The sequence below is a fragment of the Enterococcus sp. DIV1767 genome, from assembly GCF_050542585.1.
GTDB classification, from domain to species: domain Bacteria; phylum Bacillota; class Bacilli; order Lactobacillales; family Enterococcaceae; genus Enterococcus_D; species Enterococcus_D innesii.
On the sequence record NZ_CP172936.1, the window covers coordinates 234,303 to 255,288 of the forward strand.

The 20,986-nt window shown below is 41.8% G+C and carries 21 protein-coding genes; 19 read left to right on the top strand and 2 right to left on the bottom strand.

Features of this window, described 5'->3' with window-relative positions:
• Window positions 1-6 precede the first annotated feature (6 nt).
• The 8 genes from IGI78_RS01120 to IGI78_RS01155 all read left to right on the top strand — a co-directional run bounded on the left by IGI78_RS01120 (window position 7) and on the right by IGI78_RS01155 (window position 6,334).
• On the top strand, window positions 7-1,383 hold the full coding sequence (locus IGI78_RS01120; RefSeq protein ID WP_430618206.1) for an FtsK/SpoIIIE domain-containing protein: 1,377 nt from the start codon (window positions 7-9) through the stop codon (window positions 1,381-1,383).
• Between the two features lie 464 nt (window positions 1,384-1,847).
• A complete protein-coding gene (locus tag IGI78_RS01125; protein ID WP_430618208.1) occupies window positions 1,848-2,393 on the top strand; it encodes a hypothetical protein in 546 nt (181 codons plus the stop codon).
• A complete protein-coding gene (locus tag IGI78_RS01130; RefSeq protein ID WP_430618209.1) occupies window positions 2,377-3,393 on the top strand; it encodes a replication initiation factor domain-containing protein in 1,017 nt (338 codons plus the stop codon). Before IGI78_RS01125 ends, IGI78_RS01130 begins: the two co-directional genes overlap by 17 nt.
• A 196-nt stretch (window positions 3,394-3,589) precedes the next feature.
• Entirely contained in the window at window positions 3,590-4,057 is a 468-nt protein-coding gene (locus tag IGI78_RS01135) for an HD domain-containing protein (RefSeq protein ID WP_430618574.1), read from the top strand.
• A gap of 4 nt (window positions 4,058-4,061) precedes the next feature.
• Window positions 4,062-4,280 carry a DUF3173 family protein gene (locus IGI78_RS01140; protein WP_349706774.1) on the top strand — a complete coding sequence of 73 codons (219 nt, stop codon included), beginning with the start codon at window positions 4,062-4,064 and terminating at the stop codon, window positions 4,278-4,280.
• Window positions 4,270-5,472: a tyrosine-type recombinase/integrase gene (locus IGI78_RS01145; protein ID WP_430618211.1), complete on the top strand. Its 1,203-nt coding sequence runs from the start codon at window positions 4,270-4,272 to the stop codon at window positions 5,470-5,472. The genes IGI78_RS01140 and IGI78_RS01145 overlap by 11 nt, the downstream gene beginning before the upstream one ends.
• A 93-nt stretch (window positions 5,473-5,565) precedes the next feature.
• Window positions 5,566-5,994, top strand: a complete 429-nt coding sequence (locus tag IGI78_RS01150) for a hypothetical protein (RefSeq protein WP_349706772.1) — start codon at window positions 5,566-5,568, stop codon at window positions 5,992-5,994.
• Window positions 5,987-6,334 carry a hypothetical protein gene (locus IGI78_RS01155; RefSeq protein ID WP_430618214.1) on the top strand — a complete coding sequence of 116 codons (348 nt, stop codon included), beginning with the start codon at window positions 5,987-5,989 and terminating at the stop codon, window positions 6,332-6,334. The genes IGI78_RS01150 and IGI78_RS01155 overlap by 8 nt, the downstream gene beginning before the upstream one ends.
• Before the next feature lie 87 nt (window positions 6,335-6,421).
• Here the strand turns inward: IGI78_RS01155 and guaA are convergent, their stop codons facing one another.
• Entirely contained in the window at window positions 6,422-7,987 is a 1,566-nt protein-coding gene (gene guaA / locus IGI78_RS01160; RefSeq protein ID WP_195265493.1) for a glutamine-hydrolyzing GMP synthase, read from the bottom strand.
• 80 nt (window positions 7,988-8,067) lie between these two features.
• On the bottom strand, window positions 8,068-8,991 hold the full coding sequence (gene coaA, locus IGI78_RS01165; RefSeq protein ID WP_005226828.1) for a type I pantothenate kinase: 924 nt from the start codon (window positions 8,989-8,991) through the stop codon (window positions 8,068-8,070).
• 337 nt (window positions 8,992-9,328) lie between these two features.
• Between coaA and IGI78_RS01170 the strand changes: the two genes are divergently transcribed.
• From IGI78_RS01170 to IGI78_RS01220, 11 genes are all read left to right on the top strand, one after another.
• Complete coding sequence (locus tag IGI78_RS01170) at window positions 9,329-9,934, top strand: class I SAM-dependent methyltransferase (protein WP_140965163.1); 606 nt, start codon at window positions 9,329-9,331, stop codon at window positions 9,932-9,934.
• Window positions 9,935-10,183: 249 nt separating this feature from the next.
• Complete coding sequence (locus tag IGI78_RS01175; protein WP_005226832.1) at window positions 10,184-11,203, top strand: LacI family DNA-binding transcriptional regulator; 1,020 nt, start codon at window positions 10,184-10,186, stop codon at window positions 11,201-11,203.
• Between the two features lie 123 nt (window positions 11,204-11,326).
• Window positions 11,327-12,628 (top strand): pyrimidine-nucleoside phosphorylase, encoded by a 1,302-nt coding sequence (locus IGI78_RS01180; protein ID WP_005226834.1) that lies wholly within the window; start codon window positions 11,327-11,329, stop codon window positions 12,626-12,628.
• A gap of 13 nt (window positions 12,629-12,641) precedes the next feature.
• Window positions 12,642-13,304 (top strand): deoxyribose-phosphate aldolase, encoded by a 663-nt coding sequence (gene deoC, locus IGI78_RS01185; RefSeq protein WP_005226835.1) that lies wholly within the window; start codon window positions 12,642-12,644, stop codon window positions 13,302-13,304.
• A 46-nt stretch (window positions 13,305-13,350) separates the two neighbouring features.
• Complete coding sequence (locus IGI78_RS01190; protein WP_005226837.1) at window positions 13,351-13,749, top strand: cytidine deaminase; 399 nt, start codon at window positions 13,351-13,353, stop codon at window positions 13,747-13,749.
• A gap of 64 nt (window positions 13,750-13,813) precedes the next feature.
• Entirely contained in the window at window positions 13,814-14,932 is a 1,119-nt protein-coding gene (locus tag IGI78_RS01195) for a BMP family lipoprotein (protein ID WP_194194971.1), read from the top strand.
• Between the two features lie 137 nt (window positions 14,933-15,069).
• Entirely contained in the window at window positions 15,070-16,680 is a 1,611-nt protein-coding gene (locus tag IGI78_RS01200; RefSeq protein WP_005232559.1) for an ABC transporter ATP-binding protein, read from the top strand.
• Complete coding sequence (locus tag IGI78_RS01205) at window positions 16,673-17,824, top strand: ABC transporter permease (RefSeq protein WP_005226844.1); 1,152 nt, start codon at window positions 16,673-16,675, stop codon at window positions 17,822-17,824. Before IGI78_RS01200 ends, IGI78_RS01205 begins: the two co-directional genes overlap by 8 nt.
• A complete protein-coding gene (locus IGI78_RS01210) occupies window positions 17,824-18,777 on the top strand; it encodes an ABC transporter permease (RefSeq protein WP_005232556.1) in 954 nt (317 codons plus the stop codon). The genes IGI78_RS01205 and IGI78_RS01210 overlap by 1 nt, the downstream gene beginning before the upstream one ends.
• Before the next feature lie 194 nt (window positions 18,778-18,971).
• Window positions 18,972-20,138, top strand: a complete 1,167-nt coding sequence (gene deoB, locus IGI78_RS01215) for a phosphopentomutase (RefSeq protein WP_005232555.1) — start codon at window positions 18,972-18,974, stop codon at window positions 20,136-20,138.
• Window positions 20,139-20,148: 10 nt separating this feature from the next.
• Complete coding sequence (locus tag IGI78_RS01220) at window positions 20,149-20,967, top strand: purine-nucleoside phosphorylase (protein WP_008376402.1); 819 nt, start codon at window positions 20,149-20,151, stop codon at window positions 20,965-20,967.
• The last annotated feature ends 19 nt before the right edge of the window (window positions 20,968-20,986 follow it).

Here is a 20,986-nt window from a genome sequence, read left to right on the forward strand (position 1 = left end):
TAAAACATGTTGAATATTACAATTGAGATTTTCAGAAAAATAAAAGGTTTTCGATCGGTTGTATCATTAGAGAATAAAAATGCTTTCCTGAATTATCCAGAATTATTAAAAAAAGTACGTATAGCAATCTTCTTTTTAATAGTTATTACATTGTTCTTCTCACTTACATTAAGTAACTCGATAGCTATTTTAATATTGTGGGTTTTGAGCTTTGCTATGGCGATAAAACAACATGGATGGATTAAGAAAATGCGACATTGGTTTCAAAGAACGTTTGATTACGACTTAATGCTGTTGGATTTTCTCCTTTCAAATAATCTATACTCTGAGAAGGGTGGAACAATGGAATCAGCTGGATTTTCCTATGAGGAAAAAGAGAATGAAATTATCATTTATGGGATAAAGAATGGAGATCGATTTTCCAGTAAATTAGAAACTCTGGATACTGAGCTGTCAGCCCTTCTTAATCTACCGATAACTGAGAAAATCATTCGTTCAGGTATTGTCGAATATCATTTCCAGACAGTCAAACCAACACGTTTGCATTTAATTTCAACAGGTGAAACTACTTACAATGATAGTCATAAAATCGATTTAGGTTATGGAGTAGTTTATGATCCAATCAAGACACCTCATATTCTTGTAGCAGGTGGTACAGGTAGTGGAAAAAGTGTTTTCATAAGCTTTTTAATTTTAGAAATTTTCAGAAAAAGAAGTAAAAAATCCAGAAAAAACAGCGAAGTTTTCATTTGTGATCCAAAAAATTCAGACCTGGGAAGCCTCTCAGTTTATTTAGGCACCGAAAAAGTTGCAACTACTCCTAATAATATCGCTCGTGTTATAAGAAGCGCTGTAGAAGAAATGCAAAAGAGGTATGAATATATGAATGATCCTGCCAACTTTAAATATGGTTCTAACTTTATAGATCATGATATGAAACAGATTTGGGTAATTTTCGATGAGATGGGGGCATTTGTTGCAACTGCTACAGATAAGCGATCTAAGGAAGTGGTTAACGAGGTAATGGATGGAATCAAACAATTAATTTTGCTTGGCAGACAAGCAGGTACTTTTGTCCTTATAGCAGGTCAACAGATAAACGCTTCCAATTTAAGCACGGAATTACGGGATAATCTTGGATTACGTATAGCCTTAGGTGCTAATTCTCATGAAGGCTATAGAATGGTATTTGGTTCTGCCATGCCTGAAACTATCCCTCCTATTGATGTAAAGGGCTCAGGATTGCTCTATATGCAAGGATCAGGTAAGGAATCAGCACAATATTATGAAGCGCCTTATATGAGTCCAGATGAATTTGACTTTATCGAAGAGCTAAAATTGTATATTGGTAGTGATGAAAAATATAGTAGCAGTCAAGCGTAAATCATATAAATATTTTCTTTATGCTGATTTACGCTTGACTGCGATAAGCTTACACACTAAAGCACTGAAAACAATGCCCATTGTTTTCCTGCCTAACGGCGAGTGATTAGATGGTTGAGCTGATTCAGCTCATGGGTTCGGGTAAAACCCGAGAACTTTTATTAGGAAATATGTGTATTGTTAGGTAATTGATTAAGAAACTCAACGAGTGTTCTAGGCAGTCTTGGAAAGACTGAGCAGAGCGACCAGTGGAACGGTAGGACGCTCGTTGAGTTGAGCTTGAGCAATTGCGAAAGCGAATAAATAACGAATAACAAAAATAGCGGAGCAACCCTGTTAGTAACACAGGGGAATTAAACTCAAACGGTTTTTCTGAATGTCTTGTGCGAGTATGCGGGAGGCCACTTTTGAAATCCCGAGAGTTCGGGATTATAAAATAACGAAAATGAGAGAAGGAACTATCTATGTCAAAATTAATTTTAAAACAATCAAAATTACAAGCTTTAAACGATTCAGAAGCGGTTGAACTATCGAACTTTTATTTCGATATTAATCAATTTAATGTTCCGAAAGCAATGGTGACCTTGAAGGAAGATATTACTATCAAAGCTGAAAAAATACGCAATTCTGTTGGTGAATTAGTAGAGACTGGGTTGTACAACCTGACATTTAAAATTTACGATCGAAATTTCATCGAACTAGTGGTTAATAATGGTGGTACGGAAATCGGTTCTCCAATCACTATCGTTGTAGAAAAATATGCAAACAATAATGGCTTTATAGCTGTAGATCAATCTAATGAATTATCACTTCCGCAATTAGAAAAATTTGAAGCAGATGAATTTATCCCGCTTCATTTCGACAGTCTTATGGTGGTCCCAAAGAAAATCGAAAAAAAAGTTTTCGTGAAACAAGGAAGTCCAATGGCTTCAACATGGGCTTATTCAGAGCTTAAAGTAATTGCCAAAAGTTTTGTAGTTGGTGATAGTATTGATGAAAAGGCAAAGTAATGAATGCCTAATAGATTTTTTTCGATTTTCAATGCCTGATTATGATTTGCCTAAGGTTGCCCAACTATTAGGTATATCAATCTATCATTTTAGTTCTGAAAACTTAGGCAGTCCGTTTCCGAATTATCATAAAAAAGTTTGCTTCGCCAATATTGAGGTACATTTTTCAACAACTCATTCTAATGCCCTGATAAATCTGTCAGGGCAAGCTTGTAGACAATATGAGGAATACATGAACAAAGGTGAAGGATGGCAGTGGCAAAAATTTTTAAAAACAATCATTGAGTTAAATGGAAAAATCACTAGAATTGATTTAGCGTTAGATATATTTGATGATTTATCGCCAAGTGTCAAAACGATTCAAGACTATATTAAACGAGGACAGCTATCAACTAAAGCTCATAAATTTGTTGAGATAAATAGTGGAAGAATATCGGATGGTGTTCTCACAGGTTTTACTATTTATATAGGATCAGCTCCTCAAATTCTTAGAATTTATGATAAAGCAAACGAACGATTAGTCAATGCGGATGAAATCATCATAGGAAAATGGATTCGTTGGGAGTTAGAATTGACTGATAAAAAAGCTCAACAAGTTGCTGTGCTGATAGGTGAGGGGAAGCCATTAGGGTATGTTATTCGAGGGATTTTAGCAGCACACTACAGTTTCAAGACACAGAGTAAAAAAATAGAAATTCACAATAAATCTCGTTTGCCTAATATGAAGTGGTGGGATAATTTTATTTGTCAGGCAGATAAAATTCCACTCAGAATCAAGAGGGAAAAGCTAACTTTAATAAAAAAAAAGAGCTGGCTTGAAAAATCTACTTCAAAGTCCTTAGCAATGGTTTATCAAACTTTGGAAAATGTTCATGGAATAGAATTAGCGAAAGTTTACCTTAATGAATTAGTTCAGGAAGGAAAAGAGAAATTTACAGAAGCCGATAAATCAATGATAGAGCAGAGAGTAATTGAGTTGTCTAGCGAAGATAATTATTAAGGAGGGGGATATTAAAATGCAGGAACCGATTTTTAGTATAGGAGACTATGTAGAATTACTTTATAACGATAAAAAATATATTGGTTTTATTGTTGGTAAAAAACAAGGTGCACAAGAATTAATGTACGATGTTTTGGTAGAGAGAAATAATAAATCTATTAATACATTAAGTAAGAATAGAGTTGATACGAATAGAATGGTATTGCTAGCTAAAGCAAATACTAGGGCTAGTAGAGCATTAAAACTGGCATTGGATGCACATGAAGGACAGGTTGATAAAGCTGGGATAGATTATGCAGAGCATATTGTTATGGTTGGAAAATTCACAAAATTGGTAACGGAAAAAGATGAAATTTTAGCAGTAGCATACTTGCACGATGTTCTTGAAGATACACAGGTAACTGAAGAAAATTTGAAAGAAATATTTTCTGACGAAATAGTGAAGGCCGTAAAAGCTTTAACAAAAGAAAAATATGAACCTTATCAATTTTATTTAGAAAGAGTAAAAGCTAATAAATGGGCTAGGATGGTTAAGCTAGCTGACCTCAAACATAATAGTGATATGGATAGAATAAAAAAGAAGTTAACGAAACCATTAGGATTGAGAGACTTTAAACGAATGAAGAAATATCAAGATGCTATACGATACTTAGAAGAGGAATGATTCAATGAATTTAAAAACTATAAATAAAGATGACCTTATTGCGTTAGGTTACCCAAAGGCAACTTCTCAAAATATAATTCGTGAGGCGAAAGTTCAACTTGTTAATGAAGGTTTGACTATTTATCTAAATAGGCGGTTGGGCGTGGTTCCTAGGGAAAAAGTTGAGGCAATAATTGGTGTATCTTTCGATAGTTTAAATGTAGGCGATAAAGATGTCATATGAAAAACCAAGGAAGACTAAATATGTAGGCGTATATCAAGATATGTCCACCAAAAGATATGGTTACAGAGTTAAGCTAGGGACAGATAGAGTAACAGGTAAAGCCATTCATGAACACCGTAGAGGTTTTCCTACCGCCAGAGAAGCAAATGAAGCAAGAACAACAGCGCTCAAAAAGAAACATGATTTAGGGGCACTGTCTGATGCTCAAATGACCGTTTCTGAATTTTTAGACAAGTATTATATACCTGAGTATAAAAATAATGTAGAAGCTTCAACTTGGAAAAGCCGATCAGGAGTTTTTATTGAAATAAAAGATAAGTTTGGAATGAAAAAACCTAGGAACATAACTACATTGGATATATTAGATTATAAAAATTTTCTCTTAGAAAAACACTCTCAAAATTACGCTCGTCTAAAATTTGGTATGTTTTCAAAAGTTTTGAAACATGCAAAAAAACATGGCTTGTTAAAGGAAAATTTGGTTGAGATTGTTGGAGGTATATCCAAGCAAAAGCCTGAAACACAGTTTTGGACGAAAGATCAATTTCAAAAGTGCATACAAACGTTCAATATTGAAGATTTTTATGAGCACATGGGTTTTGTCATTGTATGGCTATATTTTATGACGGGAATGCGGGTCAATGAAGCAACTGCTTTATATTGGGAAGATAATATTGATTTTGATAATCAACAAATTAAGATTTGGAACAATTTGGACTTCACCAATGGGAAAGTCTGGACAAGAAAAACAAAAATGAAAACAGAAGCAGGTCGAAGAATCATTTCTATTGATGATGATACTATTTCTGTATTAAAAGCATGGAAATTAAGGCAAAAAAAGTATGGTAATTTCGATTTTGTAATTTCATATACTGGAGAACCAATAGGTAAGTCTACTATTGGAAGAATTATAAAAAGGCATGCACGTCTTTCAGGAATTCCTGAGATTCCTCCCAAAGGATTACGTCATTCTCACGCGTCCTTATTAATAAATGCTGGAGCTAATCCCTTAGCCGTTCAAAAGCGATTAGGTCATTCCGATATTCAGATCACGCTCGGCACATATTCACATCTTTACCCTACAGTTGATAGGGACGTTGCTGATAAATTAAGTGGTATAATTAAAATCGAAACTGCTAAAGACAGTCTGATAAATTGGAATGGGAATCAAGTGTATAAAAAAAATAGGTGATAAATTAAGAAGACTTTTTCTTGAAGCAATTAGTTAAGGGTAAATCCTAACATTAGAAAAGGAGAAAATAAACAAGATAAAGGAGCATAACAAATGAGAGCCAACCAAGTAAGTATCAGCTTAGAAAGATTTCTTGATAAAGAAGAGCTAGGAGTTAAGGATTTGCATATAAGCGTATATGCAGACGCAAATAATGTTTATGAAGCACTTGCCGCTGCTTATTTTGAAACGTTGCAACAGCTACAAAATGAAGGTGGGATTGAGCTTCCAAAATTTGGTCGCCGAGAGCATTATCCTTCTCGAAGTTTCGTTTACAACAATAGTTTTTCGGAATTTCTGGAAAAACGTGACCTTGAAGATGACTGGAGAGATTTCAGAGAATCACGTTTGGCTATTCAAGATCGATTCCTTGAAAAAATGGATTTAGTTGCAGAGTTTGAAGCGTACCAAAATGAAAAGATGAAAAAATTTTTAGAGAGAAAAAAGAATAGCAATGAAAGTGTGAATGATAAAGATGAATGACAATTTAGTTTTTAGCAAAAAACTATCAGTTGGTTTTCTGGATATTTCTACAATGGAATTGTCTAGAAAGGAGAATATAAATAAAGATCACTTGCTATTTGAGAGAATTAAACCACCATTTGATTTTTATTATCATGACAAAATACTAATCATTCCTGATCCCATAGCAACTGCAAGTGAAAATTGGAACAGGGTTGCTACCGTATGTAATCAAAAAATTGAATGTATTGGAGAATTTATCTGTTTTTTTCATTTTGATGAATTAGAAAAAGTAAGCTTGGTATCTTCATTAACATTGCCAGAATATGACCACATTAAACGAGGGCTTGAAATAAGATGAATATCGAATAGTTACCAAAAGGGTTACCGAATCAAAATTAAAAGCCTAGAAATGCTGAATAATCAGCTTCTAGGCTTTTAATCTATACTATTCCCACTCCACAGTAGCAGGTGGTTTGCTCGTAATATCGTACACGATCCGGTTGACGTGTGCGACTTCGTTGACGATGCGGACGCTGATTTTTTGTAGGACTTCCCATGGGATGCGGGCAAAGTCAGCGGTCATGCCATCGATAGAAGTGACTGCACGGATGCCGACGGTATAATCGTAGGTCCGGCCATCACCCATGACACCGACGGAGCGGATGCCTGGTAAGACGGTAAAGTATTGCCAAATGTCGCGGTCTAAGCCGGCATTTGCGATTTCTTCCCGCAAGATTGCGTCCGAGTCGCGGACGATCGTCAGTTTTTCTTCTGTCAATTCGCCAAGGACACGAATGCCTAGACCTGGTCCAGGGAATGGTTGGCGCCATACGATGCTGTCTGGCATGCCAAGTTGAGTCCCTAATTCACGGACTTCGTCTTTGAACAAGGTGTTCAATGGTTCGATCAATTTGAATTGCATGTCTTCAGGTAAACCACCCACATTGTGGTGTGATTTGATGGTTTGAGCAGTTTCGGTTCCTGATTCGATGACGTCGGTATAAAGGGTTCCTTGGGCAAGGAAAGAAACGCCTTCTTCGCCAGCTAGTTTGGTTGCTTCATCATCGAAGACGTACACGAATTCATTCCCGATGATCTTGCGTTTTTCTTCAGGATCAGATACCCCAGCAAGTTTTGATAGGAAACGTTCTCTGGCATCAACTTTGATGATGTTCAAGCCGAATTTGCCGCCTAAGCTTTCCATTACTTGCTCGGCTTCGCCTTTACGCAAGAGGCCGTGGTCAACAAAAATACAAGTCAGTTGATCGCCAATCGCTTTTTGTAAAAGAACACCAACGACAGAAGAATCGACCCCGCCGGAAAGACCAAGCAAGACTTTTTTGTCGCCCACTTGTTCGCGGATTTTTGCGATTTCCATATCGATGAAGTTGTCCATTGTCCAATCACCTGTACATTGACAAACGTCAATGGCAAAGTGACGCAATAAGTCGTTGCCGTATTCTGAATGGCGAACTTCTGCGTGGAATTGGATACCGTACATTTTGCGCTCGGCATCTTGGATAGAAGCAATCGGGCAATCTTTGCTCGTCGCCACAACGTCAAAGCCTGCAGGTGCTTGAGTGACCAAATCCCCGTGGCTCATCCACACGGTTTGGGTTGCGGGCGTGTTTTGGAAAAGGGCCGCTGCATCAGAAGTTACTTCCAATTCTGCTTTGCCGTATTCACGGTTTTTGGCTGGTTCAACTGTTCCGCCTAATTTATAAATAATCAACTGCATGCCGTAACAGATCCCTAAAACTGGGATGCCTAAATCAAAAATTTTCTCGTCGATGCCGAAAGAGTTCTCGTCGTAGACGCTGTTTGGTCCGCCAGATAAGATGATCCCTTTTGGGTTCATCGCTTTTACTTCTTCAGCGGTAATGCGGTGGCTCAATAATTCTGAGAAAACACCGAACTCACGAATACGGCGTGTAATCAGCTGGTTGTACTGACTACCGTAATCAAGTACGATAATTTTTTCGACGTTTGGCAAAGTGTCAACGTTTGTCACAATAAATTACCTCAATTCTTTTAGTTTTTATTGAAAAAAGGCTGGGCCTTTTCAACAGCATAATGATAAAAATGAAGCGGTCAATACTTGCGCAAGAACACTTCATCGATCAAATGGTGCTTTGTTTTATGAAGAATTATATCGGCTCTGCTGCGTGTAGGCAAGATATACTCGTGTAAATTCTTTAAATTCACATTTTTCCATACTTCTTTTGCCATTTTAATCGCTTCCTTGCGATCCCCGATCGCATATTGGTAATAATAATTGCTGGGATCTTGAAAGGCAGTGTCTAGTAATGATTCAAATCGTTCCAAATACCATTTTTCGATCAGTGCTGGTTGGGCGTCCACGAAAATTGAAAAATCAAAAAAGTCACTGATATAGATTTGTTGGTTGGCAGGCAGCTGCAGGGTATTGATGCCTTCCACGATCAAGATATCTGGTTGACTGATCGTTTCATACGTATCAGGAATAATATTGTAGACTTCATGGGAGTAGACGGGGATCTGAATGTCTGGTTCTCCTGACTTGACCGCATTCAAAAAGTTGATCAAGGCTTCCATGTCATAACTTTCTGGAAATCCTTTGCGATTCAAGCTGCCGCGTTCCTCCAAGACTTCGTTCGGGTACAAAAAGCCGTCAGTGGTGATCAGTTGGACGGTTCTGCGGGGAAACAAACGGGCCAACAAATTTTGGACGAGCCGTGCGGTGGTGCTTTTGCCGACGGCGACACTTCCAGCGATGCCAATGATAAAAGGCGGCATTTTGACGTAGCGGTGTAAAAAGAGTCCCTTGCTGAGGGTCAATGATTCAAACTCTTTCATATAAAGATGGATCAGATGGCATAAAGGCACGTAAACATCTTCCACATCTTGGACCGAGATCCGGTCGTTCAAACTTTTGATATTATCCAATTCTTCTTGAGTGAAAGGCATCATGCCGTTCGTATAAAACCCTTGCCATTGCTCACGAGGAATTTGATAAAAATTCATGGTTTCTTGCATAGTAGGCTCCTTTTTTGCGGCATCATCGGTTTCTATTAGAAGCGATAGGCCACTGTTCGAAAGTATTTTACCATAGAAACCCGCGGAACTTGGAAAAAAGACATGATTTCCTTTGCAGAAACAACAAAAAACTGTTTTTTCGTTGTTTTTTTTGCTGGGCGTTTACTTCTGTCTGTTTTTCGGTATGATTAGAAAGAAGCAGCAGGCAAATCTTGCACGGCTTTTTTACTGGTGTTTTCACTACGTTCACTCGTTCGAATAGAAGAAACAAGGAAAAAACCAGTAGAAGCCAGTAGAAAAAACAGGTGAAGAGGAAATAGAAGAAAGGAGCATAAACATGAGTAATCATTACTATACAGAAAATCCTGATACGGCCCATGATTTTGAACAGTGGTCGTTTGAATTAAGAGGAAAGAACTTTCATTTTGTGACAGATAGCGGGGTGTTTTCCCGAGACACGGTGGACTACGGCTCGCGGGTGCTGATCGATGCGTTTGAGTGGGCGGAGCTGCCAGAAGGAAGTCTGCTAGACGTTGGGTGTGGCTATGGTCCTGTTGGTTTAGCGTTGGCTTATGCAAGTCAGCGGCCTGTCGAGATGATCGATATCAATCAGCGGGCAGTGGATTTGGCAAAAGGCAATGCCCAGCGTAACGGCATTGAACAGGTAGATATCCATCAATCCAATATCTATGCCCAATTAAATCAACCTGCTTATGCGGCGATCCTCAGCAATCCACCGATTCGGGCAGGAAAAGAAGTCGTCCATGAGATTTTGACAGGGGCGTTTCCGCTGCTAAAAGCAGGGGGAACCTTAACGATCGTGATCCAAAAGAAACAAGGGGCGCCGAGTGCTCAAAAGAAAATGCAAGAGACCTTTGGCAATGCCGAAATCATCAAAAAAGACAAAGGCTATTACATCATTCAAAGCGTAAAAGAAGCGTAGCTGCTCTTTGATTCTCAACAGATCAAAGGCATCGCCAAGGCAAGCGCTGATTAGCAGCAACTGGGCAGTTGGTTTCTCAAAAAGCCTGTTGTCAGCAGCCTTTGGAGCAATCGCAGCTCCGCTAAAAGAGCTGTCTGTATCATCGGGCCATTTTTGATCAACGAAAAAGAAAGTCGCACACTTGTTGAAAGTGTGCTATTTTTTTTGAGAAAAATTTGCTACACTTTAGGCAAGAGAGGAGAGAAGCAGATGAAATTGACGATTAAACAGATTGCTGAAATGGCTGGCGTCTCTGTCACGACCGTGTCGCAGATCCTAAACAATAAAGGCAGCCGTTTTAGTGAAGAAACCCGAAAGCGGGTCTTAGATATCGTAAATAAATATCACTATAAGCCGGATTTTTTTGCTTCGAATCTTATCAACCGCCATTCAAAAACGATCGGAATGATCGTGCCTGATGTGACGGATTTCTTTTTCTCTAAAGTCATTGAAGGGGCGGAAAGTTATTTCAATCCACTAGGTTACATGCTAGTGTTATGCAATTCGCGCCACAGCCAAGAAAAAGAGGTTCAATATTTGAATGAACTGTCTCATCGTTCGGTAGATGGCATCTTATTAGCGACGCCGCATTTGCTGCCAGAGGATTATTCCTTGAAGAGCGGGTTCTTTGATGACCGACCAATTATTTTAGTCGATCGTGGGATCAATCAACGGGACAATGGTCGTTTGATCGTGAAAGAATACGAAGGCGCCTACCAAGCCGTCAGCTATTTGATCAAAAATGGTCACCGCAACATTGCGATGCTCAAAGAAATCACTGGCTACTATCAATTAGAGGAACGGTTCAATGGCTATCGCCATGCCTTAAAGGATCATCAGATCCCTTTTAAAGGCCGATATGTAGAAAATGCTGAATTAACGGTTACTGGTGGGTACGAAGCAACGAAGGAATTATTGAAGTACAAAGAGATCACAGCGTTCTTCTGCGGCAACGATGCCATGGCGATCGGCTGTTATCAAGCGATTTATGAGGCGGGCAAAAAAGTACCGGAAGACTACTCGGTGATCGGCTTTGATGCCTTGAAATTATCGGAATACATCACACCACCGCTTACCACGGTCATGCAGCCGACCTTTGAGATCGGTTTTACCGCAGCGAAGTTTTTAGTGGACGCCATTGAGTTTCCGACACGGCGAATTCCAAATAAGATTTTTGATACAAAATTAATTATTCGTGAGAGCGTGAAGACATTGACAAGCGAGAAATAATGCGGTATATTTCTTCTTGTAAGTGTTTTCATAGTTTTGCGATATTTAGTAAACTGTTTTACTAAAGTGGTTTACCCTACGAAAAATTATTGTATAATGTTAAAGGAAGCGAGGGTCATTTCGATGCGAATGGTGGATTTAATTGAAAAGAAACGTGACGGCAAGTCATTGACGAAGGAAGAAATTGACTACATTGTAACTGCGTATACTGAAGGAAGTATTCCAGATTATCAAATGAGTGCCTTGTTGATGGCTATTTTTTATGTAGATATGACAGATGAAGAGATCACGAACTTAACGCTAGCAATGGCAAATTCTGGTGAAGTGATCGACCTATCCTCAATTGAAGGAATCAAAGTCGATAAGCATTCGACGGGCGGTGTTGGTGATACGACCACATTGATCTTAGCGCCCTTAGTGGCTAGTGTTGGCGTACCGGTTGCGAAAATGTCTGGGCGCGGCTTAGGCTATACTGGTGGGACGTTAGACAAGCTTGAAGCGATCCCTGGATTTAAAATCGAGCTTTCTGAAGCCGACTTTATCCGATTAGTCAATGAAAGCAAAGTGGCCGTGATCGGTCAATCAGGAGATTTAGCTCCTGCAGACAAAAAACTGTATGCCTTACGAGATGTGACGGCAACGGTTAGTTCGATCCCATTGATCGCCAGCTCGATCATGAGTAAAAAAATCGCGGCAGGTGCCGATGCGATCGTGTTAGATGTAACCACAGGCGATGGCGCCTTTATGAAAAACTTGGAGGATGCCAAACGCTTAGCCCAAACGATGGTCCGCATCGGAAAATTGGCAAATCGCCAAACGATGGCAGTCATTTCTGATATGTCACAGCCTCTAGGGGAAGCGATCGGCAACAGTTTGGAAGTGGTGGAAGCCATTGAGACACTGCAAGGAAAAGGACCGAAAGACTTGGAAGAAATGTGCTATGCACTGGGCAGCCAAATGGTCGTTTTAGCGAAAAAAGCTGATTCATTGGAAGAAGCACGCCAACTGTTGGAAGAAGCCCTGCATTCAGGCAAAGCGTTAGAAAAATTCAGACAGATGATCACAGACCAAGGCGGAGACGCTACAGTGATCGATGACCCGAGCAAGATTTTGACAGCGAAATATGAAGTGGAAGTCCCAGCGAAAACTAGCGGCGTGGTGACGAAATTAGTTGCCAATGAGCTAGGGATCGCGGCGATGATGTTAGGGGCAGGTCGTAAGACCAAAGACGAAGACATCGACCATGCCGTGGGCATCAAATTGCATAAGAAAGTTGGCGAATCCGTAAGCAAAGGAGAATCGCTATTGACGATCTATAGCAATACCGAAGCAATCGAGGATGTCAAAGCATTGATCGACCAAAATATTGAAATTGGGGAAGATGGCGCAGAACCGCCATTGATCCATGACATTATTACAGAATAAGGAGCGAATAAAAATGGAATTGAATCGCATGATCGACCACACGATTTTGAAAGCAGACGCAACGGAGGAAGATGTTTTACGAATCATCGAAGAGGCAAAAACCTATCACTTCTATTCTGTCTGCATCAATCCAACGTGGGTTTCATTAGCAGCAGAAAAATTACAAGGCGAACCAACGGCTGTTTGTACCGTGATCGGTTTTCCTTTAGGGGCAAACACATCTGAGGTCAAAGCTTATGAAACAACAGATGCGATCAAAAACGGCGCAGATGAAGTCGATATGGTAATCAACGTAGGTGCCTTGAAATCAAAACAATACAAAAAAGTTCAAGCAGACATCGAAGCAGTCGTTGAAGCAGCCAAAGACAAAGCGCTTGTCAAAGTAATCATTGAAACAGCGTTATTAGACAACGAAGAAATCGTCAAAGCCTGTGAATTAGCCAAAGCAGCCGGTGCAGATTTCGTGAAAACCTCAACTGGCTTTTCAACTGGTGGGGCAGTCGTTGAAGATGTTCGCTTGATGCGTGAAACAGTAGGACCAGAAATGGGTGTCAAAGCTTCCGGTGGTATCCACAACGAAGCAGAAGCTGCAGCTATGGTCGAAGCGGGCGCAAACCGCTTAGGAACAAGCGCAAGTGTTGCCATCGTGACTGGCTCAACAGGTGCTGGCTACTAAGACTAGCATCAAGTAGCAAAAAATAAAAATAAGAGCGGGGAAGACAATGACAATAGCGAAAAAAGAGTGGATCGACACCGCCGTTTCCGCCTTAGATAAAGCGTATGTGCCGTACTCTAAGTTTCCGGTCGGTGCTTGTCTCGTTGCCAAAAATGGTACGATATATCAAGGGATCAACATTGAAAATGCCTCATATGGCTTAACAAATTGCGCAGAACGAACCGCTTTTTTCAAAGCCGTTTCTGAAGGCGAAAAAGAGTTTCAACATTTGGTTGTGGCGGGTCATACGCCAGAACCGATCTCTCCTTGCGGTGCTTGCCGCCAGGTCATGGTGGAATTTTGTGCGCCAGATATGCCGGTGACCTTAGTCGGCGATGATGGTGTCATCAAAGAAACCACGGTAGAAGGCCTATTGCCTTATTACTTCACGAACAAAGATTTATAAACCATGTTCATTCAGTCGATGCGGCTGTTGAAAAAAAACTATATTTTTAGGGGGCTTTACAGCAATGAAAAAAGCAAAATTATTTAGTTTAGGTATTGTTGCAGTAGCTGGGTTGACTTTACTTGGTGCTTGTGGCGGAGGAAATTCAGGTTCAACTGATTCAACTGGCGGAGGTTCTGCAGACGGTACGACTGATGCAGCGCATAGTGTCGCAATCGTTACCGATATCGGCGGGGTGGATGACCGTTCATTCAACCAATCCGCGTGGGAAGGCTTAGAAGCATGGGGAGAAGAACACGGGATCGCTCGCGGTGCTGGTGGATATGACTACGTGCAATCAAACGAAGCATCAGAATACACAACAAACGTAAATGGTGCCGTGCAAAATGGTTTCAAAACAGTGTTTGGTGTTGGTTACCTATTGAAAGACGCAATCTCAGCAGCTGCTGACCAAAACCCTGATACACAATTCGGGATCATCGATGATGTGATCGAAGGCAAAGACAACGTCGTTTCAGCAACATTTAAAGACAATGAAGCAGCTTACTTAGCTGGTTTTGCTGCAGCTTATACAACCAAAACAAACAAAGTCGGCTTCATCGGTGGTGAAGAAGGCGTCGTTATCGACCGTTTCGAAGCTGGTTTCACGAAGGGTGTTCAAGACGCAGCTGAAAAATTAGGCAAAGAAATCACAGTTGATCCTCAATATGCAGCATCATTTGGTGATCCTGCAAAAGGGAAAGCATTGGCAGCTTCAATGTACCAAAGCGGCATTGACGTAATCTTCCACGCATCTGGCGGTACTGGTGCAGGTGTCTTCCAAGAAGCAAAAGCAATCAACGAACAATTGAACGAAGCAGACCTAGAAGACAAAAAAGTTTGGGTCATCGGTGTAGATAGCGATCAACAAGACGAAGGGAATTTCACAACTGCTGACGGCAAAGAAGATAACTTCACATTGGCTTCAACATTGAAAGGTGTTGGCGCAGCGGTACAAGATATCTCAACTCGTGCGTTAGAAGACAACTTCCCTGGCGGCGAACACATTGTTTACGGCTTGAAAGATGGCGGTGTAGACATTACTGAAGGGTTCCTTTCAGATGATGCCAAAGCAGCGATCGAAACAGCGAAACAAGACGTAATCGACGGCAAAGTAGAAGTACCAGAAACACCTGAAAAATAAAGTTATGCTTTTCGGTTATCTTGCCCTAGTTTAGGGCAAGATGATCGTTGTTGGATTACTATGTTGATGAAAGCTATGGGTTTTCATGAGGATAGTAATCATCCTAAGCAATAGCAATTATTTTTTTGACATGACGAATGGTTTGTATAAGCGAATTAGAAAGTAAGGATGTGAGTAATTTGGCTGAGGAAAAATATGTTGTAGAAATGCGTCATATCACCAAAGAGTTTGGAACGTTCAAAGCCAATGACGATGTCAACTTGCAAGTAAGGCCAGGAGAAATCCACGCATTGCTTGGTGAAAATGGAGCGGGCAAGTCGACCTTGATGAATATGCTGTCAGGATTATTGGAACCAACATCTGGTGAAATCTGGATGAATGGTGAAAAAGTGAATATCACGAGTCCGACCGCAGCAAACAAATTGGGGATCGGTATGGTGCATCAGCATTTCATGCTGGTAGACGCCTTTACTGTAACAGAAAATATCATTTTGGGAAGCGAACCACATCATCTCGGTGTGTTAGATCGCAAGAAAGCCCGCAAAGAAATCAAAAAAGTTTCTGAACAATATGGTTTATCGGTTGATCCAGATGCTTATGTGCGTGACATCTCTGTCGGGATGGAGCAACGGGTAGAGATCTTGAAGACTCTTTACCGCGGCGCAGATGTACTGATTTTTGATGAACCAACGGCAGTTTTGACACCGCAAGAAATCGAAGAGCTGATCGAAATCATGCGCGGATTGGTGCGTGAAGGCAAATCGATCATCCTGATCACCCACAAACTGGATGAGATCAAAGCGGTGGCAGACCGTTGTACAGTTATCCGTCGGGGACAAGGGATCGGCACTGTCAATGTCAAAGACGTCAGCTCGCAACAGTTGGCCGATATGATGGTTGGTCGTTCTGTGTCCTTCAAGACACCGAAGAAAGAAGCGTCACCAAAAGAAGTCGTGCTTTCTGTTGAAAACTTAGTTGTAAAAGAAAACCGTGGCTTAGAAGCAGTCAAAAACTTAAGCTTAGAAGTACGTGCAGGTGAAGTATTGGGGATTGCTGGGATCGATGGCAATGGGCAATCAGAGCTGTTACAAGCCATCACTGGTTTACGGAAAGTCGAAAGCGGCAAGGTCTTGCTGAATGGTGATGACATCACTAACTTCAAGCCTCGGAAAGTCACCGAAGCCGGCGTTGGTCATGTGCCAGAAGACCGCCACAAATACGGACTTGTCTTGGATATGATGTTATCAGAAAACATCGCCTTGCAAACCTACTACAAAAAACCTTTGAGTAATGCAGGTGTCTTGGATTACGGAGAGATCAACGAGTTTGCTCGTGACTTGATTCAAGAATTTGACGTACGAACAGTCAACGAGATCGTACCAGCACGGGCATTGTCCGGCGGGAATCAACAAAAAGCGATCATCGCACGAGAAATCAGCCGCGATCCTGATCTATTGATCGTTGCCAATCCGACCCGTGGGTTGGATGTTGGAGCGATCGAATTTATCCACAAACGCTTGATTGAACAGCGGGATAAGTTCAAAGCGGTATTGTTAGTCAGCTTTGAATTAGATGAAATTTTGAATGTATCAGACCGCATTGCTGTTATTCATGCTGGTGAGATCGTTGGGGTCGTTGATCCGAAAGAAACATCAGAGAAAGAGCTTGGCTTGTTGATGGCAGGGTACTCCTTGGAGGAAGCAAGACGAGAGCTGCAAATGGAGGAAGTAGGTGGTTCGGTTGAATAACCGCAAAGAAAAGATCCGCAATATATTAGTGCCGATCATCGCTGTCTTGTTGGGATTCGTCCTTGGCGGGATCATCATGGCGGCCTTCGGCTACAGCCCAATCACAGGGTATACACAAATGTTTCGGACCGTTTTTATCAACGGACAAACAGGTGGGTTAAATGCCCGCAACATTGGTGAGATTTTTGTTACAGCAGGACCCTTGATCTTTACTGCTCTGGGGTTTGCCGTTGCAAACTCAGCCGGATTCTTCAATATCGGTCTTTCTGGTCAAGCGCTAGCAGGTTGGGTTGCCAGTATCTGGGTCGCACTGGCGATGCCGGATGCACCTCGTTTAGTGGTCTTGCCATTAGCCGTGATCGTAGGGGCTTTATGCGGGGCGATCGCAGCTGCGATTCCTGGGTTCCTCCGGGCATTCTTTGGAACAAGTGAAGTCATCGTGACGATCATGATGAACTATATCTTGCTTTATACGGGGAACCATTTAGTCAATAATGTGATGAGTGAATCCATGATCACGACAAAAGGGGTCACGAAAATGGTGGGGGAAAATGCCTCCATGCAGACGCCGTTTCTAGCAAGCATCACGAGTAACTCTCGCTTGAACTTAGGGATCTTCTTAGCCTTGATCTTCTTAGTTTTGGTTTGGTTCTTGATGAAAAAAACCACTCTTGGTTATGAGATCCGCGCGGTGGGCTTGAACCCAAGCGCTTCTGAATATGCTGGGATGAGCAGCAAACGGACGATCATTATCTCCATGATCATCTCTGGGACACTTGCCGGATTAGGTGGAGTTGTTCAAGGACTAGGAACGTTTGAAAACTTCTTCGTTCAAGGGTCATCATTAAGCATCGGGTTTGACGGTATGGCTGTATCCTTGTTAGGAAGCGGCTCATCGATCGGAATCTTGCTTTCAGCCCTCTTGTTCAGTATTTTGAAATTAGGTGGACAAGGCATGCAGTTTGCAGGTATTCCATCTGAATTAGTTGATGTTAATATCGCAATTATTATTTTCTTCGTAGCGATCAGTTTTGTGATTCGTTTCTTGTTGGCAAAAATCTTTGACGGCAAAAAAGAAGCGCTGGTCGTACAGGAGATTGAAGCCCAACCAAACGATCAAGATCAGGAAGGAGGAACCATCTAATGGATATTAGTTTAATTTCTTCGATCGTCACTCAAACATTGATTTATGCGTCTCCTCTGATTTTGACGGCGCTAGGTGGCGTGTTCTCAGAGCGAAGCGGGATCGTTAACGTGGGTCTTGAAGGAATCATGGTTATGGGTGCTTTTAGCTCGATTGTTTTCAATATTGAATTTGCGTCACAATTCGGTGCGTGGACACCGTGGTTAGGGATGCTCGTCGGCGGACTTGTCGGTGTGGTTTTCTCCTTGCTGCATGCGGTGGCAACCATCAACTTCCGTGCCGACCACATCATCAGTGGTACGGTGATGAACTTGATGGCACCAGCTTTGGCCGTGTTCTTAGTCAAAGCGATCTACAACAAAGGGCAAACGGATAACATCCAACGGACATTGGGGTATTTCAATTTCCCGATTCTTAAAGATATTCCTATCATTGGCCCGATTTTCTTTAATCAAACATTCTTACCGGCGTACTTCGCTATTTTGATCTCAGTGATCGCGTGGTTCGTGATTTTTAAAACACGCTTTGGGTTGCGTCTTCGTTCTGTCGGTGAGCATCCACAAGCAGCGGATACCTTAGGGATCAATGTTTACGTGATGCGCTACTCAGGTGTCTTGATCTCTGGTTTCCTTGGCGGGATGGGCGGTGCCTTGTTTGCTCAATCGATCGCGGGTCGCTTTGCTGTGACAACGATCGCCGGTCAAGGATTTATCTCGATGGCTGCGATGATCTTTGGTAAATGGAATCCACTTGGTGCGATGGGCGCAGCGATTTTCTTCGGTTTCGCGCAAAACATCAGTATCGTAGGTGGCCAGCTGCCAATCATCTCTTCCATTCCAGCGGTTTACTTACAAGCTGCGCCGTATGCCTTGACGATCATCGTGCTCGTTCTTTTCCTTGGAAAAGCTGCTGGTCCGAAAGCTAACGGGAAGAACTACATTAAATCTAAATAATTTTTTCAGTATGAAAGGGTGGGGCTATGGGACATGAATGTGTTGCTGTGTCCTGCCCTTTTTCTATCCTCTGGGTGAAAGGAAAGCGTCAGGAAATTTCCAAAGCAACCCAGCGCAATTTTTGCTTAAGTTTAGTATGATAGAGGTAGTAGATCCGCTTGTAAAAGCATAAAATAAAGAAAGTAGGGAATAGAATGTTTAAACGTGTACACTTGATCGTGATGGATTCAGTCGGAATTGGTGAAGCACCTGATGCGGCAGCTTTTGGTGATGTCGGTTCAGATACATTAGGCCATATTGCAAAAGAAGCAGGCTTAACGATCCCTCACTTGGAACAATTAGGCCTAGGTACGATTCGTCCTTTAGAAGGCGTAAAGGCGGTAGCTGACCATGATGGGTATGCAACCAAATTGGAAGAAGTTTCTGTTGGGAAAGATACGATGACGGGGCACTGGGAGATTATGGGCTTGAATATCCAAAAGCCTTTCCGTGTATTTCCAGATGGGTTTCCCGATGAATTATTGCAACAGATCGAAGCGTTCTCTGGACGCAAAATCGTCTGTAATGCGCCGTATTCTGGGACAGCAGTCATTGATGACTTTGGCGAACATCAAATGAAGACCGGCGATCTGATCGTTTACACTTCGGCTGACCCAGTGTTGCAGATTGCCGCACATGAGGAAATCATTCCATTAGAAGAATTGTATCGTATTTGTCAGTACGTTCGGGATATCACGAAAGATGAGCCATATATGATCGGCCGCATCATCGCGCGTCCATATGTCGGTGAGCCTGGAAACTTTACTCGTACGAGTAATCGTCATGACTATGCACTCGATCCATTTGGCCATACAGTGTTAGATTCATTGAAAGAAGCTGGAAAAGACGTGATCGCTGTTGGGAAAATCAATGATATCTTCAACGGGCAAGGTATCACCGATTCTGTACGGACGAAGAGTAATATGGACGGTGTGGATCAATTACTGAAAGTGATGAAACAAGACTTTACGGGTCTAAGCTTTACGAACTTGGTTGACTTCGATGCGCTTTATGGTCACCGTCGCGATGTCGTAGGGTATGCCCACGCCATTGAAGATTTTGATTTGCGTATTCCAGAACTCTTAGAAGCAATGGGAGATGAGGATCTGTTATTGATCACAGCTGACCACGGCAATGACCCAACCTTTACGGGAACGGATCACACGAGAGAATATGTGCCATTATTAGCCTACAGCAAGAAATTCCAAGGCCAAGGAAAATTGCCACAAGGCTACTATGCGGATATTTCCGCAACGATCGCTGAAAACTTTGGTGTTTCAGCTACAGAAAACGGAACTAGCTTTTTAAAACATTTAAACTAGAGGTGATGAAATGACAACGTTACATGAGAAATTACAAGAAACCACGGCATTTATCAAAGGAAGCGGCGTCGGTGAAGTGGAATTTGGCTTGATTTTAGGTTCTGGCTTAGGGGAATTAGCCGATGAGATCGAAAACCCAATCGTGTTGCCTTACAACGATATCCCGCATTTTCCTGTTTCGACAGTGGTCGGTCATGCAGGACAATTGGTCTATGGAACACTAGCTGGGAAAAAAGTCTTAGCGATGCAAGGACGATTCCATTATTATGAAGGCCATTCGATGCAGACGGTCACTTACCCCGTCCGTGTGATGGCGGCATTGAAAGCTCACTCTTTAGTCGTGACCAATGCCTGTGGCGGTGTGAACGAAAGCTTCCAACCTGGAGACTTGATGTTGATCACCGATCAAATCAACTTTATGGGAGACAACCCACTGATTGGTGAAAACGAAGAAGAAATGGGGCCACGTTTCCCAGATATGAGCCAAGCCTACCATTTGCCTTATCGGGAAGCGGCACAAAAAGTTGGCGCATCAAAAGGATTGCACTTAAAAGAAGGCGTCTATATGGGCTTCTCAGGTCCTACGTATGAAACGCCAGCAGAGATCCGCTTTGCTCGGACGATCGGTGCCGATGCTGTCGGTATGTCGACTGTCCCAGAAGTGATCGTTGCTGTTCACAGCGGCTTGAAAGTCTTAGGTGTTTCTTGTATCACAAACTTGGCTGCTGGTATGCAAGCGAGCTTGAATCACGAAGAAGTCGTGGAAACGACGGAACGGGTCAAGGCAGAATTTAAAGCGTTGATCAAAGAAACGTTAGCAGTACTATAAAAAGCAGACCAAAGGAGAA